Annotated in this window: 16 protein-coding genes and 1 tRNA gene; 5 read left to right on the top strand and 12 right to left on the bottom strand. The window is 62.9% G+C overall.

Annotated features, from left to right (window positions below):
- Positions 1 to 216 precede the first annotated feature (216 nt).
- The 8 genes from CSV86_RS24420 to CSV86_RS24455 all read right to left on the bottom strand — a co-directional run bounded on the left by CSV86_RS24420 (position 217) and on the right by CSV86_RS24455 (position 7,557).
- Positions 217 to 498, bottom strand: coding sequence for a DUF971 domain-containing protein (locus tag CSV86_RS24420; RefSeq protein WP_009400179.1), 282 nt, complete (start codon positions 496 to 498; stop codon positions 217 to 219).
- Entirely contained in the window at positions 498 to 1,463 is a 966-nt protein-coding gene (locus tag CSV86_RS24425; RefSeq protein ID WP_009400178.1) for a HEAT repeat domain-containing protein, read from the bottom strand. The genes CSV86_RS24420 and CSV86_RS24425 overlap by 1 nt, the downstream gene beginning before the upstream one ends.
- Positions 1,460 to 2,317, bottom strand: coding sequence for an ABC transporter ATP-binding protein (locus CSV86_RS24430; protein ID WP_009400175.1), 858 nt, complete (start codon positions 2,315 to 2,317; stop codon positions 1,460 to 1,462). Before CSV86_RS24430 ends, CSV86_RS24425 begins: the two co-directional genes overlap by 4 nt.
- The gene (locus tag CSV86_RS24435; protein WP_009400173.1) at positions 2,317 to 3,099 is read right to left on the bottom strand and encodes an ABC transporter permease; all 783 of its coding nucleotides are present in this window, start codon (positions 3,097 to 3,099) and stop codon (positions 2,317 to 2,319) included. Before CSV86_RS24435 ends, CSV86_RS24430 begins: the two co-directional genes overlap by 1 nt.
- Positions 3,100 to 3,139: 40 nt before the next feature.
- A complete protein-coding gene (locus CSV86_RS24440) occupies positions 3,140 to 4,546 on the bottom strand; it encodes an ABC transporter substrate-binding protein (protein WP_009400171.1) in 1,407 nt (468 codons plus the stop codon).
- 123 nt (positions 4,547 to 4,669) lie between these two features.
- Positions 4,670 to 4,915 carry a 4Fe-4S dicluster domain-containing protein gene (locus CSV86_RS24445; RefSeq protein ID WP_009400169.1) on the bottom strand — a complete coding sequence of 82 codons (246 nt, stop codon included), beginning with the start codon at positions 4,913 to 4,915 and terminating at the stop codon, positions 4,670 to 4,672.
- A 171-nt stretch (positions 4,916 to 5,086) separates the two neighbouring features.
- The gene (locus tag CSV86_RS24450) at positions 5,087 to 6,811 is read right to left on the bottom strand and encodes a fumarate reductase/succinate dehydrogenase flavoprotein subunit (protein ID WP_009400168.1); all 1,725 of its coding nucleotides are present in this window, start codon (positions 6,809 to 6,811) and stop codon (positions 5,087 to 5,089) included.
- Complete coding sequence (locus CSV86_RS24455) at positions 6,808 to 7,557, bottom strand: GntR family transcriptional regulator (protein ID WP_009400167.1); 750 nt, start codon at positions 7,555 to 7,557, stop codon at positions 6,808 to 6,810. The genes CSV86_RS24450 and CSV86_RS24455 overlap by 4 nt, the downstream gene beginning before the upstream one ends.
- A gap of 179 nt (positions 7,558 to 7,736) precedes the next feature.
- On the opposite strand from CSV86_RS24455, the gene CSV86_RS24460 reads away from it, so the two are divergent.
- Together CSV86_RS24460 and CSV86_RS24465 are read left to right on the top strand one after the other, a co-directional pair.
- Positions 7,737 to 7,813: transfer RNA gene (locus CSV86_RS24460), tRNA-Arg, on the top strand.
- A 224-nt stretch (positions 7,814 to 8,037) separates the two neighbouring features.
- Entirely contained in the window at positions 8,038 to 9,456 is a 1,419-nt protein-coding gene (locus CSV86_RS24465) for a pesticin C-terminus-like muramidase (protein ID WP_080604765.1), read from the top strand.
- A 40-nt stretch (positions 9,457 to 9,496) separates the two neighbouring features.
- Here CSV86_RS24465 and CSV86_RS24470 read toward each other — a convergent pair whose 3' ends face one another.
- A complete protein-coding gene (locus CSV86_RS24470) occupies positions 9,497 to 10,027 on the bottom strand; it encodes a pesticin immunity protein (RefSeq protein ID WP_009400165.1) in 531 nt (176 codons plus the stop codon).
- A 387-nt stretch (positions 10,028 to 10,414) separates the two neighbouring features.
- Here CSV86_RS24470 and ycaC (CSV86_RS24475) point away from each other — a divergent pair, with 387 nt between their 5' ends.
- On the top strand, positions 10,415 to 11,041 hold the full coding sequence (gene ycaC, locus CSV86_RS24475) for an isochorismate family cysteine hydrolase YcaC (RefSeq protein ID WP_009400161.1): 627 nt from the start codon (positions 10,415 to 10,417) through the stop codon (positions 11,039 to 11,041).
- A gap of 45 nt (positions 11,042 to 11,086) precedes the next feature.
- Here the strand turns inward: ycaC (CSV86_RS24475) and CSV86_RS24480 are convergent, their stop codons facing one another.
- Both CSV86_RS24480 and CSV86_RS24485 read right to left on the bottom strand, forming a co-directional pair.
- Positions 11,087 to 11,578 carry an RES family NAD+ phosphorylase gene (locus tag CSV86_RS24480; protein ID WP_009400159.1) on the bottom strand — a complete coding sequence of 164 codons (492 nt, stop codon included), beginning with the start codon at positions 11,576 to 11,578 and terminating at the stop codon, positions 11,087 to 11,089.
- Positions 11,575 to 12,045, bottom strand: a complete 471-nt coding sequence (locus CSV86_RS24485) for an Xre family toxin-antitoxin system antitoxin (RefSeq protein WP_009400156.1) — start codon at positions 12,043 to 12,045, stop codon at positions 11,575 to 11,577. Before CSV86_RS24485 ends, CSV86_RS24480 begins: the two co-directional genes overlap by 4 nt.
- Positions 12,046 to 12,256: 211 nt before the next feature.
- Here CSV86_RS24485 and ycaC (CSV86_RS24490) point away from each other — a divergent pair, with 211 nt between their 5' ends.
- Entirely contained in the window at positions 12,257 to 12,883 is a 627-nt protein-coding gene (gene ycaC / locus CSV86_RS24490) for an isochorismate family cysteine hydrolase YcaC (RefSeq protein ID WP_009400155.1), read from the top strand.
- A gap of 41 nt (positions 12,884 to 12,924) precedes the next feature.
- Here the strand turns inward: ycaC (CSV86_RS24490) and CSV86_RS24495 are convergent, their stop codons facing one another.
- On the bottom strand, positions 12,925 to 13,809 hold the full coding sequence (locus CSV86_RS24495; protein WP_009400154.1) for a helix-turn-helix domain-containing protein: 885 nt from the start codon (positions 13,807 to 13,809) through the stop codon (positions 12,925 to 12,927).
- A 226-nt stretch (positions 13,810 to 14,035) separates the two neighbouring features.
- Between CSV86_RS24495 and pobA the strand changes: the two genes are divergently transcribed.
- Positions 14,036 to 15,223 (top strand): 4-hydroxybenzoate 3-monooxygenase, encoded by a 1,188-nt coding sequence (pobA, locus tag CSV86_RS24500; RefSeq protein ID WP_009400153.1) that lies wholly within the window; start codon positions 14,036 to 14,038, stop codon positions 15,221 to 15,223.
- The last annotated feature ends 27 nt before the right edge of the window (positions 15,224 to 15,250 follow it).

Consider the following 15,250-nt stretch of genomic DNA (forward strand, 5'->3'; position numbering starts at 1 on the left):
TGTTCCACTCGCAGGCGTCGAGCGTTTGAAATCTCGAACGAGATCCTAGGAGCAACCCGATAAAAGGACAAGAGGGCGTTCGAAAAAAAGAACGATTGACGGAATGGGTGGTAGGGGCAGGCGACCGGCGGTGCCCTCACTGGCCCTATCGCTGGCAAGCCAGCTCCCACAGGGATCGTCCAACCTGTGGGAGCTGGCTTGCCAGCGATGAGGCCATCAGCAACCCCCAAGCTCCTTCAGGTAGGCCCAGGGATAGATCCCCCGCTCATGCCCATCACTGAACACCAGCTGGATACCATAGCCCTGCCCTTCCACCCGCTCCACCCGCACAGTGTCGCTGACCAGGTCGATCCGCCCGCCCAGCCGCCCCGCTCGACATTGCGAACAGGGGCATGCGCCCCGCAGCCGCGCATGGCTGATCACCTGCTCGCCATCGCTCCATTGCAGGACCAGCTCGCCCGCCTCGCGCCGGTTGCGCACCGCGCTCGGGGCGATCATCAGGCGGCGCCTTGCAACTGGACCAGGGCGATGCGCACCGCCTTGCGCACTTCCGGATCACTGTCGGCCTCGGCCTCACGCAGGGCCGGCAAGGCCGCCGCATCGCCCAGTTCGCCAAGCGCCAGCGCCGCTTCCTTGCGCAGGTTGGCGATGCCATGCCCGAGCAATTCGGCCAGTCCACCCAGCGCCGGACGATGACGCAAACGCCCCAGCGCACGCGCCGCGCGCAGGCGAACCTGCCAATAGCCGTCCTGCAAGGCGTCGATCAATGCCGCACCGGCCTCTGCCTGCCCTACCTTGCCCAGCGTGGTCGCCGCCTCTTCGCGCACTTGCCAGGCGTCGTCCGTCAAGGCGGCGATAAGCGCTGCAAGCACCGCAGCATCGCGGCCAAGCCCGAGAGCGCCGATGGCCGCACGCCGCACCTCGGTATCCGGCTCCTCGGCGGCCAATCGTGCCAGCGCCGGCAAGGCCGGCTGATGCTTGAGCCACCCCAGGATGCCCACCGCTTCGCGACGCACCGCCGCCTCCGGATCCGCCAGCGCCAGCAAGGCCGGGCCGGCCGCCTCTTCAAGACGCAGTTCGCGCAAGGCGCGCAAGGCACTGGCCCGAACGAAGGCATCGGCATGCGTGGCCCAGGGCAGGATCAGTTGCCCTGCTTCCAGGCTTTTCAATTCGCTAAGGCTTTGTGCCGCCGCCAGGCGCACCGGCTCGGCAGTGTCTGCCAGCGCGGCGCAGAGCGCCTGCACCACTTCAGGCTCCTCCCATGCCTCCAAAAGCCTTGCGGCCTCGGCACGCACCTCGGGCGCAGGGTCGACCAGCAGCGCATCGGTCAGCCAGGGCAGGCCGTCGGGTTCTTCCAGGTCAGCCAGATCGATCAGGGCGATGCGGCGCACGGCGGCGTCCGCGTCGTTGATTCGCGGCAGCAATTCACGGATTTCGGGGTTGTCGCTGGTTCTTTCGCTCATAGGGCAATCCGTAACGGTGGGTGATCGCTGTCCGGCAGGCCCAGCGGGGTCAGGCGCGGCAACTCGCGGCCCTCCTCGTGGCGCAGCAGGGCCAGGCAGTGACGCTTGAGATGGGTGAATTCCGGGCTGGTCAGCAGGCTGGCGCGGCGCGGGCGGGAGAAGGTCAGGCGCAGGTCTTCGATAAAGCGCCCGGGGCGCGGGCTCATCACCAGGATGCGATCGGCGAGGAACAGCGCCTCGTCGATGTCATGGGTGACGAAGACCACGGTGGTGCGGATGCGCGTCCAGATATCCAGCAGCAGTTCCTGCATGCGTGAACGGGTCTGGGCATCGAGGGCTCCGAAGGGCTCGTCCATCAACAACAGGCGCGGGCGGTTGATCAGCACCCGGGCGATCTCGGCGCGCTGCTGCATGCCGCCGGACAACTGGCTCGGCCAGCGCTCGGCGAAATCGGCAAGGCCGACCAGCTGCAACATCTCCAGTGCTCGACGTTGCCGCTCGGCCTTGCCCTGGCCCTGCATCTTCAGGCCGAAGGCGACGTTGTCCAGCACACTGCGCCACGGCAGCAGGGTGTGGTGCTGAAAGACCATGCCACGCTGCGGAGACGGCCCGGCGACGGACAGACCGTCCACCTCCAGCCGGCCAGCACTGGGCACCAGGTGCCCGGCCAGCGCACCGAGCAAGGTGGACTTACCGCACCCCGATGGCCCGAGAATGCACACGAACTCTCCCGGCTCGATGGTGAAATCCAGCGCCTGTACCGCCTCGAAGGCCTGGTTGCCTTGCCCGAGGCGGATGGATACGCCGCGGGCATCGATCCGCCCCGGCTCCGGGGCTTGTTGATAACTGCTCATCACGAGGCCCTCCGCACGCGATACCAGGGCGTCGCCAGCGCGCCGAGGCGCTTGACCAGGGCGCTGCTGCCCATGCCCAGCACACCGATCAGGAGCATGCCGACGATGATGTCCGGGTAGTTCTGCAAGGTGTAGGACTCCCAGGTGTAGTAACCAATGCCGAACTGCCCGGAGATCATCTCGGCGGTGACCAGGCAGAACCACGAGGTGCCCATGCCGATGGCAAGGCCGGTGAAGATGCTCGGCAGTGCGCCGGGCAGCACCACTTCCCGCAGGATCGCGAAGCGCCCCGCGCCGAGGCTGCGGGCCGAGGCCAGCAGGCGCGGGTCCACCGCCTCGACGCCGTGCACGGTATTGAGCAGCACCGGGAACAGCGCGCCGGTGAAGGTGATGAACACCATGGACAGCTCGGACGACGGGAACATCAGGATCGCCAGCGGAATCCAGGCTACAGCCGGAATCGGGCGCAGCACTTCCAGAGGCGGCAGCAGGGTGTCCTCGGCCCATTTCGAGCGGCCGATCAGCAAACCGAGGCCGACACCCAGCACCGCCGCCAGCAGATAGCCGGCGAACACCCGCGACAGGCTGCTGAAGAGGTGCGCGACCAGGGTGCTGGAGGTGAACAGTTGCCAGGCCGCATCGAGCACCGACCTGGGCGTGGGCACGTAGGTGAAGGTGAACAGGCCGAAATCCAGCTTGCTGCTCGCCGCGACATGCCAGAACAGCAGGCAGGCCAGCAGCGACAGCACGCGAACCGGCCAGCGCTTGAAGGTACTCGTCATGCGGGGTCTCCAGGGTCAGGCCCCTTGTGGGGCCCACCGATCAGCGCTGGGCGACCAGCCTGCGGCTGGCATCGACGAAGTCAACGGCCTCGCCACCATGGGCCTTGGCGTACTGCTCGGCCTGGTCCTTGAGCAGGAAGGCCGACAGTTCGCCCTGGCCGTTGCGCACGAACCAGGCCTGGTTGGCCAGCAGCTTGATGCCGCTGTCCGCCGCCTGGGCGTAGATGGCGCGGATATCCTTGCCCTCCTGTTCCAGCTGGGCCAGGGCGCCGAGCGCGGCTTCCGGCGAGGCGTAGTGACGGACCTTGTCCTCGCCACGCACCCAGATCTGCGCCAGGCGGCTGAAATCGGTGATGGGCTTGCCGGTCAGCGCGTCGTTGGCCTTGAGCGGCAGCGGCGCGTAGTTCTTCAGGGCGACGTCATAGTCCTGGCCAGCCTGCTTGAAGGCGGCGCGGATGTAGTGATCGTCGATGAACGCGTCGGTGTCGAGGCCGCGATCGGTCTTCTTCAGCAACTTGAGGGTATCGATGGAGGTGGCGACCGCCTGGCGATATTCGGGTTTCCAGGTCAGGTCACGGGTCTGCAGGCCGAGCGGGCCGTGGAACAGGTAGTTCACCTCGGCCTCGATACCGGTGACCTTCTCGATCAGCTCGCTGTACTTCTCAGGCTCCGCGGCGATCAGGCGGTCGGCTTCGAGGCTGGCACGCAGGTACGCAGTGACCACTTCCGGGTATTTCTTCGCGTAGTCGGCATCGACCAGCGCGCCGTGGAAGGTCGGGGCATTGGCCTGGGCGCCGTCGTAGATCTTGCGGGCGAAGCCGCGGTTGGGGAACAGCTCGGCGAACGGCACGAAGTCGGCATGGGCCTCGATGCGGTTGCTGCGCAGGGCCGAGCCGGCGATCTCCGGGGCCTGGGCGATGATCCGCACGTCTTTCTGCGGGTCCCAGCCCTGGGCAGCGATGGCGCGCAGGAGCATGCCGTGGGCGGTGGAGGCAAAGGGCACGGAGATGGTCTTGCCCTTGAGCTCGGCCAGCGACTGCACGCTGGACGCCGCCGGCACCACGATGCCGTTGCCGCTGCCATGCACGCTGCCGGACAGCACGCTGATGAACAGGCTGCGCTTGCCGGCATCGAGGTGCGCGACGCCGTTGAACGAGCCGGGGAAGTCGGCCATGGCGCCGAAGTCCAGCTTGCCGGCGACCATCTCGTTGGTCAGCGGGGCGCCGCTGGTGAAGTTCTTCCATTCGACCTGGTACTTGGCGTCCTTGTACTTGCCGTCGTGGGGCAGGTACTTGTCGAGCAGGCCCAGCTCGCGGATCAACAGGCCGCCGGTGGCGCAGTTGATGGTGGTGTCCTGGGTGCCGATGGCGACGCGAATGGTTTCGGCCTGGGCGTTCAGACCGGCGATCGCCAGCGCAAGGCCGGCCACGGTTGTTGCAAGGCGCATGGTGTTTCCCCTCGAATCATCTAGGTATTGGAATCGTCTCCGCCACCGGGCCGGGTGGTGGGAAACGAGGGGGCAGTGTCAGGGCGTCCGGTGGTTGGGCCGGATGGCGTTTCGCTTGGCGGATCAGCGCAGCAGGTAGGGGATTTCCACCTTGACCGCGCCGGTGGGGCAGTCTTTTTCGCAGGGCATGCAGTACCAGCACTCGTCGAAGGCCATGTAGGCCTTTTGCGTGGCCGGGTTGATCGCCAGAAGGTCCATGGGGCAGACCTCGACGCACACGGTGCAGCCTTTCTCGGCGATGCACTTGTCCTCGTCGATGGTCACCGGGGCGCTGCTGCGAAAGAAGATGTCCTGGGCTTGATAGGCCATTTCACGGTGTCCTTGGAGCCTGTGGCTCTCTCTATCTGTGGCTGACAATTAAGCTTGTGGTGTGGCTGATGGCCTCATCGCTGGCAAGCCAGCTCCCACAGGTATTGCATGCACCACGGTCCCTGTGGGAGCTGGCTTGCCAGCGATGAGGCCCGCAAGACCACTGCAAAATCAGGCGGCATCGACTCGCACGCGCAGGCGCTCATAGGCCGTCTGCTCGTCGGCATCCAGTGCAATCAGGTAAGGCTCGACCGCTTTCTTGAAACTGGTCATCGCCCCGTCCTCGCCCTTCTTCAGATGGCAATGGCAGAACCATTCGCCATCGTTGCGCTCGGGGAAATCGACCCGGTGGTGATACAGGCCCCAGCGGCTTTCCTCGCGGAACAACGAGGCGCGGGCGGCCATTTCGGCGCAGTCGCGGATCACCGCGACTTCCATCGCCCGCATCAGCTCATGGGGGTTGTGCGCCTTCATCTGCGCCAGGTCGCGCTCGATCTCGGCAAAACGCGCCAGGCCGATCTCCATCTTCTTGGTTACCTTGGGCGGCTGAAGGTAGTCGTTGACCATGCGTCGCAGCTTGTACTCGACCTGGGCCGGCGGCAGGCCGTGCTCGCGGTGCAGCGGCGCGAAGACCCGTTCGCGCTCGCGCTCGACCTGCTCCACATCCACCTCGGCAAACTCACGCTCAGCGACATAGCTCGCCGCGTTGACGCCGGCGAACCAGCCATAGGTAAAGGCGCCGAGCATGTAGTTGTGCGGCACCGCCGCCATGTCGCCGGCCGCGTATAGGCCCTTGACGCTGGTCTCGGCCTTTTCGTTGACCCACACCCCGGATGCCGAATGCCCGGAGCAGAAGCCGATCTCGGAGATATGCATCTCGACCATGTGCTGGCGGTAGTCGGTCCCGCGATTGGCATGGAACTGCCCGCGGCTCGGGCGCTCATTGCTGTGCAGGATTTCCTCGATGTTCTGGATGGTTTCCTCGGCCAGGTGATCCAGCTTGAGGAACACCGGCCCGTTGCCGCCCTCCAGCTCCTGGTGGAACTCCCACATCATCTGGCCACTCCAGTAGTCGCACTCGATGAAGCGCTCGCCCTTGCTGTTGGCGGTGTAGCCACCCAGCGGCCCGGTAACGTAGGCGCAGGCCGGGCCGTTGTAGTCCTTGATCAGCGGGTTGATCTGGAAGCACTCAAGATTCGCCAGCTCGGCCCCGGCGTGATAGGCCATGGCATAACCGTCGCCGGCATTGGTCGGGTTCTCGTAGGTACCCATCAGGTAACCCGAGGACGGCAGGCCGAGGCGCCCGGCCGCGCCGCAGGCAAGCACCACGGCCTTGGCGCGGATCACCCGGAACTCGCCACTGCGGCAGTCGAAACCCAGTACCCCGGCGGCGGTGCCTTCGCCATCGAGGAGGATGCGGGTGCAGACCATGCGATTGCTGATTTCCACCCGGGCGCGCTTGAGCTGGCGGTAGAGCACCTTCTTGATGTCGTGCCCTTCCGGCATCGGCAGCACGTAGGCGCCCATGTGGTGGACCTTTTTCACCGCGTAGTCGCCGGTTTCGTCCTTCTCGAACTTCACGCCCCAGCGGTCGAGTTGCTCGATGGTTTCGAAGCTGTGGGTGGCGTAGGCATGCACGGCGGCCTGGTTGACGATGCCGTCGTTGGCCACGGTGATTTCCTTGGTGTACTGCTCGGGCGTGGCATGGCCGGGGATGATGGCGTTGTTCAGGCCGTCCATGCCCATGCTGATGGCGCCGCTGCGCTTGACGTTGGCCTTGTCCAGCAGCAGCACGCGCAGCGCCTTGTTCTGCTCCTTGGCCTTGATCGCGGCCATGGGCCCGGCGGTGCCGCCACCGATGATGACGATGTCGTAGTCCTGGGTCTCGATGCTCATGCCTTGGGCCCCTTCTGGCGGTCGATGCGCAGGCGATACTGGAAGGCGTCGCCACGGTAATAGAGGTGTTCGAAGTCCAGCGGCGTACCGTCGGCGGCGTGGGTCAGGCGTTCGATGCGCATGATCGGCGAGCCCTCCTCGACCTCGAGGGCCTGGGTCAGGTCGCTGTCGGCCAGCACGGCATCGATCGCCAGGTCGGCGTGGCCGAGGGCGATGCCGCAATCGTTCTCCAGCACCAGGAAGATGTCGCGGGTGACCAGGTCGGCCTTCTCCAGCTTCTCGCCGACGGCGCGGGGCAGCCAGGTCAGCTCCAGCGACACCGGCTCGCGGTTGATCAGGCGCACGCGGCGGATCTCGGTCACCGGCGCGCCCTCCTCGATCTGCAAGCGCGCCGCCACCAAGGCACTGGCCGGCACATGGCGCAGGCTGCGCAGGCGGTTGATCACCTCGTACCCCATCTGCGTCATGGATTCGGCAAGGCCCTGCAAGGTGCTGACGTTCTGGAAAGCCTTGGGCTTGGCAACGAAGGTGCCCTTGCCGTGGATCTTGAAGATCAGCCCTTCCTTCTGCAGGTCCCCCAGCGCCTGGCGCACGGTGATCCGGCTGACCTCGAACGCCTTGCCCAGCTCGCTCTCCGAAGGCATGCGGCTGTGCGGTGGGTAGGTGCCGTCCAGAATGCGCTCGCGCAACACTTCCTTGAGCTGGGAATACAGCGGTACCGGGGACAGGGGGAGCAGTTCGGCCATGGTTCTCTTCGCTTGTTCGAATACTTGTTATAACAAGTTGTGACGAGAGGTTAGGCGATCTAAGGCTGGGTGGTGAAATACCGTTATCGAATATGGATAGTCCGGGGTGCGGGGGAAAACGGCCTAAGATCAAGGCGATGGACGTCATACCCCAAGATGGGTATCATGGCGCCCGCGTTGCACTCGTAGCTCAGCTGGATAGAGTACTGCCCTCCGAAGGCAGGGGTCGTGGGTTCGAATCCCGCCGAGTGCGCCATACATGAGAAGGCCTAGGTGAAAACCTGGGCCTTTTTTGTTTCCGTGGTTTTCGATCAACGCCAGCCCCCCAAAACGCCTAGCCCTCCAGGACAACCGAACCTACCTCCCCCGAGAGCTTGACTTCTTGGACTCGATTTCCTTGAAAAAATATATGCATAAATGCATTTAAATGCTTGAGTGCATAACTGTTTTTTTATACAGTGGCTCGCGAGGGCACTTCAAATGGAAAAGTACGTTGAGCACCGCTCTCAGCTCATCAAGGAGTCAGTTTTCATGGCAGAAAAAAACATCGTAGTGAACCGCGGTATCCCCATGGGAGGTTCGCCCAATACGTCCGGTGGCTCTGGCTTCGGACACTTCGGAAGTGGCTGGAGCTTCCTCAACAGCCTGGACCCATCGTCAAGCGCTCCGGGCAGTCTGATCTCGGTCAGTGTGAACGGCGCGACCAGCGGTCCCAAGGCGCTGCCACAAAACCCCGTTTTCCTGATCCAAAGCAGCCTCGAAGAGTCCCTGGCAGAAGGTAACGGCTGGCTGGTCTACGAGTCCTACGTGGATCTGGGACTGGATTTCTATGACACCATCCCCTGGCAGCTTTTCGAGTATCGCAAGGAGCTTGCCGGCAAGTTCGATGTCAAGCGTGCCAACACGCTCGCGGCGCTGAAGGGCGAATTGAACCTTTCCGCAATGGCGAGTGCGAGTATCGAAACCATCAACCAAGCACTTAAGCGGGTCCAGCAGAAGCTGGCGCAATGGGAAGACACCCTGAGGGCCAGTATCAACAAGCTGCTGCTGCACCCGGCGAAGGACTACCTGGGGCGAACCATCAGCGACATCGTCACCGACCTGAAGAAAGGCGATGATTACGATGCTCCTGCCGCGCTCGATCAGGAACTCGCCGGCTTCAAGGATGCCTATGCAGCCGCCAACGACCTGATAATTCGAGACTTCCTGGCCGAACAGAACGCTAATCTGGTCGATAGCCGCAGCACCCAGCAAGCCATTGCCCAGGCCAAGCGGATGGCCCTGCTTTCAGCGCAGGACCAGGCCAGGGAACTGGCCAGGCAGCCGTTGTTCGACAAGGATTTTCTGAGTGACAACGAAGGCGGCCTGCATAACACCGCCTATGTGCCAATGGAAAATGGCAAACCGTTCGCCAACTCCGGCATTACGCTGGGCGCTGGCGTGGACCTTGGCAGCAAGACCTCGGCCTCCTTGCTGGCCGATGGTGTGTCGGCAGCGCTGGTGGCGAAACTGGGCGAATACACCGAACTTCGTGGTCAGCAGGCCGTGACCAAACTGGCCCAGAAACCGCTGACGGTAACCGAGTCGGAAGCCAGGGCACTCAGTGACATCTACCTCGATAAATTCTCGACAGCAGTCGAACGGAGATACAACAACGCTGTCGGTCCCGACAAGTTCCGCAGCGTGCCGTACAACACCCGCACAGCCATCATCGACCTGGCTTTTCAGAACGGAGAGAATCTCGCTCTCGTCGCACCGACGTCGTGGGGACTCATCGTCAGCGGCGACTGGAAAGGGCTGGTACGCGAATTGAACAACTATGGCGACCGCCACAAGACACGTCGAAAATCGGAAGCAGCGCTGATTCAGCAGGACATCGATATGGGCCTGTTCCGCTGACCCCCCATATCTGCGCCAGGAGAACCTCCGGGCGCAGGTCTCAACCTCTGGTGATCGCGCAAGCCGGCGTTTCGGGCAGCGTCTTGATGACCACGTAATGGTTATCCGGCTTTTTCCGGACCAACAGGGCGACTGCCGTGAGGTAAGTGCCCTGGAGGCTGTCGTCGACGAAGCAGATGGTGATGCCCTGTGGACCAGACTTCATTACCCTCACGCTGTATACCCAGCTTTTCTCTTCATCCACCGCACTGTAGGTCGCCTCGGAGCCTGCTTCCTTCGAGAATATCCGATACGGCGTCTGACCGAGCGTTGTGCCCTCTGGATAGTGACGTTGACGAAGCGAGTTCAGGAAGGTATTCACTTCAAGATGCTCGAGGATATCCAGCGCCAGTGCATCCTGCTTGTCGGACGGCTTCGCCGCCAGGCAGACACCGGAAAAGACCAGCAACGCGCCGATGCCGAACAATTTCATCCATTCTTTCATTTCGCTCTCCTGATATAGGCTGCAGCCGACCCTGTTTCCGTTGCCTGCAATGACGCAAAAACGGCCCGCGAATTTAAGCATGAACATCGTATATCCATGACTTTTCGCTATATCACGCAAACACGACTCACAACGCGTGCACAGGTGGTGCTGCCCAACGCCCTACAACGTTAGTTCCACTCGCCGGTTCTTCGCCCGCCCCACGGGTATGCCGTTGTCCGCCAGCGGCTGGGTCCCCGCGATGCCCATCGCAGTCATCCGCCCTCCCAACACATATCCGACCCAAACCACTCCGGCTTCACCACCCGATGCGTCCCCGCCGACGCACTCCAGCGTCCTCGCCTAGCAATTGTCCACTTGAACGAGACAGTCATACCGCCTCCACCCGATTTATCCCGCTTCGAGAAATCCCTAATCTGGCCACATCTAGCGGCAACCACCCAAAAAAACTTCTCGAACAAAAGGATCTTCACCATGACCAACGCCACCTACAACCGCCTGAACAAAGACGACGCCGTAGTCCTCCTGGTCGATCACCAGACCGGCCTGATTTCCCTGGTGCAGGATTTCTCGCCGAACGAGTTCAAGAACAACGTGCTGGCGCTGGCCGACCTGGCGAAATTCTTCGACCTGCCGACCATCCTCACCACCAGCTTCGAACAGGGCCCGAACGGTCCGCTGGTTCCAGAGCTGAAAGAGATGTTCCCGGATGCGCCGTACATCCCGCGTCCAGGCCAGATCAACGCTTGGGACAACGAGGACTTCGTCAAGGCGATCAAGGCTACTGGCCGCAAGCAACTGATCATTGCCGGCGTGGTAACCGATGTGTGCGTGGCCTTCCCGACCCTGTCGGCACTGGCCGAAGGCTTCGAGGTGTTCGTGGTGACCGACGCTTCCGGCACCTTCAACACCACCGTGCAGCAGGCCGCCTGGAACCGCATGACCCAGGCCGGTGCGCAGATGATGAACTGGTTCTCGGTCGCCTGTGAGCTGCACCGCGACTGGCGCAACGATATCGAAGGGCTGGGCAACCTGCTGTCGCAGCGGATTCCGAACTATCGCAACCTGATGAACAGCTACTCGGCATTCACTGCCAAGTAAGAGAAAGGGCCTGCTTTGGAGAGCAGGCCCTTTTTGTTGTTGCTCTCACCCCTTCACCAACCGCGTATCCAATCCAAACCGCTCCTGCCTCACCACCCGATACTTCCCCGCCGCCAGCTCGCAACTCATCAGCAGATTCCACGAATGCCGGCTCACCGCCGACGGGATCAGCACGAAGGCATGCTCTGCCAGCAAGGCATCGACGAATTTCTGCTGGTTGGGCGAAGCTGCCGCGCTGCTGAGCCAGACCGGATTGGGCACGTCCTCGGGCTGTACGACCTTGATCAGGGTAGGGTCCAGTATTTCGAAACAGGTGAGCACGTGGCGCACCGTGTCCAGCGCATCGAAGCCCAGATGCACCGCCACTTCGAGAATGGCGGTCGAAGGGCCCGCCGCGGCGTAGACCACCTTGCGCCCCGGCGGATTCCAGCGCCCGCCGAGCTTGTGCGCACCGATGCCGCTGTCCCAGGAATCCTTGTATACCTCACGATCGAGGCGCCATGCGTACCAGCCACCGGACCATGGCAACGGATTCACTGATAGACCCCGTGCTCGATGCGCTCCAGGTAATCCTCCACCGCCTGGAATCCGACCGGGTTGTCGATCACATCCAGCGGTATATCGCCGTCGAGGTACTTGCACGGACGCCCGAGCCATTCCTCGGCCAGCCTCAGCGAACCGAACACTTCGATGGCACGCTCCAGGACCCGGGCGAACTGGAAGGCCACGGCACTTTGCTGGGCATTGAGGTGGGCGGACTCCTTGCTGCCCTGGCGCTGCAAGGTGCGCACAGACTTGCCGACGATGCGGCTCATGATCTTGCGCGTCGAATACAGCTCGGACAGCGCCAGCATCGCCTGTACATCCTTCAGGTCAAACCCCTTGGCTGTAAGGCGGTAGACCATGACAGGACTGAGCAGCCCGGCTTCTTCTCGAAGCAGGTACTCCGTCGGCCGGCGACTGGCACGGAGGGACTTGCGGGCATAGGTGTCGGCGACGGCCATGGCGTACTCCTTGAGGTGCGACAAGTGACGCAAGCATAGCGCCATTTGTCGCAGCCTACACCAACAGCCCGTCGCCTTCCATCCGTTGTCCACCATAGCGAGACAGTCGTACCGTTTTCACGTGATTTATCCCTTTTCGAGAACTCCCTAATCTGGCCACACCTAGCGGCAACTACCCAAAACACACTTCTCGAACAAAAGGATTTCCACCATGACCAACGCCACCTACAACCGCCTGAACAAAGACGACGCCGTAGTCCTGCTGGTTGACCACCAGACCGGCCTGATTTCCCTGGTGCAGGACTTCTCGCCGAACGAGTTCAAGAACAACGTGCTGGCGCTGGCCGACCTGGCGAAGTTCTTCGACCTGCCGACCATCCTCACCACTAGCTTCGAGCAGGGCCCGAACGGTCCGCTGGTGCCGGAGCTGAAAGAGATGTTCCCGGACGCCCCGTACATCCCGCGCCCAGGCCAGATCAACGCCTGGGACAACGAGGACTTCGTCAAGGCGATCAAGGCCACCGGCCGCAAGCAACTGATCATCGCTGGCGTGGTAACCGACGTGTGCGTGGCCTTCCCGACCCTGTCGGCGCTGGCCGAAGGCTTCGACGTGTTCGTGGTGACCGACGCTTCCGGCACCTTCAACACCACCGTGCAGCAGGCCGCGTGGAACCGCATGACCCAGGCCGGCGCACAGATGATGAACTGGTTCTCGGTGGCCTGTGAGCTGCACCGCGACTGGCGCAACGACATCGAAGGGCTGGGCAACCTGCTGTCGCAGCGGATTCCCAACTACCGCAACCTGATGAACAGCTACGCGGCATTGACTGCCAAGTGATCGCTGAATGAAGAAAGCCCGCTCGCACTGAGCGGGCTTTGCTATTGCGCTTCTTTTTCACCGCCCCGACGGAATCCGTTCGGTGATTGTCCGGTCAGGCGACGGAAGAACCGCGAGAAATACGCCGGGTCGGCAAAGCCCAGGTTGTCCGAGACCTGGGCCACGGTCATGTTGGTGTAGACCAGGTTGCGCCGCGCCTCCAGCAGCAGGCGCTGGTGGATGATCTGCAGCGCGGTCTGCCCGGCGAGCTGACGGCACAGGTTGTTCAGGTGCACTGCCGACATGCCCAGGCGATGGGCGAAGGTTTCCACGGTCAGGTGCTCGCGATAGTGCTGTTCCACCAGCTTGATGAACCCGCCGAGCGACTGCCGGTTGCGCTCGTCGCGTCCGCTGGCGGTCTTGTTCTGCTGGCGCGTGCGGCTTATCCACACCATCAGCACATTGACCAGCGAACCCAGCACCAGGTCACGGGACACGGCGCTGCCTTCGTATTCCTTGAGCAAGGCTTCGAACAGGGTGTTGATGAAGGCGTGATCCTCGCCGAGCGCATAGCAACCGGCCGACGCCAGTACCGCCAAGGGCGCGCCGAGACGCGCTTCCAGTTGTGCCACCAGCGGTGCGCCGAGGGTCAGCACGTAGCCTTCGATGTCTTCGGAAAACTGGAAACCATGCACGCACAGCGGCGGCGTGACCTGTATCGAAGGCTCGACGATCCTGCTGCGCCGCCCTTCCACTTCCACCGTCGCCTGGCCGTGCTGCACGTAGAGCAGCTGGAACAGGTCGGCGTGGCGGTGGGGTTTGATCTCCCAGTGGTACAGGCTGCTGCGCTTGGGGATGGACTCGCAATGCAACAGGTCCGGGGTCGGCCAGGCCTGGCTTTCGCCGTAGAGCTTGAAGACGGGGACGGGTGGCTGGGTTGCTTTCATCTGGGCACTTGTTGTTGTGGCTGATGGCCTCATCGCTGGCAAGCCAGCTCCCACAGGGGCCTTGTGGGAGCTGGCTTGCCAGCGATGAGGCCCGAAAGGCTGGTCGATAATCGGACAGATTTGTCAAAAGTGCAATTTACCGGCGACAAATCACCTTCTTTTTCCGGTTTATTCGGCAAAAAATACAGGCGATCTCACACCTAAAAACAAACACGAGACAACCGCCATGAACACTCAGGTCGCCATCATCGGCGCCGGCCCGTCCGGCCTTCTGCTCGGCCAGCTCCTGCACAAGGCTGGCATCGACAACATCATCATCGAACGCCAGACCCCGGACTATGTCCTGGGCCGTATCCGTGCGGGCGTCCTCGAACAAGGCACCGTCGATATGCTTCGCGAAGCCGGGGTCAGCGCCCGCATGGACGCCGAGGGCCTGGTACACGAGGGCGTCGAGCTGGTGTTCGACGGCAAGCGCGTACCGATCCACCTGACCGAACTCACCGGCGGCAAGAGCGTGATGGTCTACGGCCAGACCGAAGTCACCCGCGACTTGATGGACGCCCGCAGCGCCAGTGGCGCACCGATCATCTACTCGGCCAGCGACGTGCAACTGCACGAAGTGAAAGGCGAGCGCCCCTACGTGACCTTCGAAAAGGACGGCGAGCGCCAGCGCATCGATTGCGACTACATTGCCGGCTGCGACGGTTACCACGGTGTATCGCGCAAGACCATTCCCGCAGGCGTGCTGACCGAATACGAGCGGGTCTATCCGTTCGGCTGGCTCGGCCTGCTGTCCGACACACCGCCGGTCAACGAAGAGCTGATCTACGCCCAGCACGCGCGCGGCTTCTCCCTGTGCAGCCAGCGCTCGCTGACCCGCAGCCGCTACTACCTGCAAGTGCCGCTGACCGACAAGGTCGAGGACTGGAGCGACGAGCGCTTCTGGAACGAACTGAAGGCACGCCTGCCGCAAGACGTCGCCGCGCGCCTGGTCACCGGGCCGTCGCTGGAAAAGAGCATCGCCCCGCTGCGCAGCTACGTGGTCGAACCGATGCAGTACGGCAAGCTGTTCCTGGTCGGCGATGCTGCCCATATCGTCCCGCCCACCGGGGCCAAGGGCCTGAACCTGGCGGCGTCAGACGTCTGCTATCTGTACCGCATCCTGGTCAAGGTCTACCGCGAGGGGCGCACCGACCTGCTGGAGAAATACTCCGAGCTGGCCCTGCGCCGGGTATGGAAAGGCGAGCGCTTCAGCTGGTTCATGACCAATCTGCTGCATGACTTCGACGGCGAGAAGGACGCCTGGGACCGCAAGATGCAGGAGGCCGATCGCGAATACTTCCTCAATTCCCGCGTGGGCCTGGCGAATATCGCGGAGAACTATGTCGGCCTGCCTTACGAAGAGGTGTGCTGATGCAGGAACGCGGCTGCCGAGGGCAGC

It is taken from the genome of Pseudomonas bharatica CSV86 (genome assembly GCF_000319305.2).
GTDB lineage: Bacteria > Pseudomonadota > Gammaproteobacteria > Pseudomonadales > Pseudomonadaceae > Aquipseudomonas > Aquipseudomonas bharatica.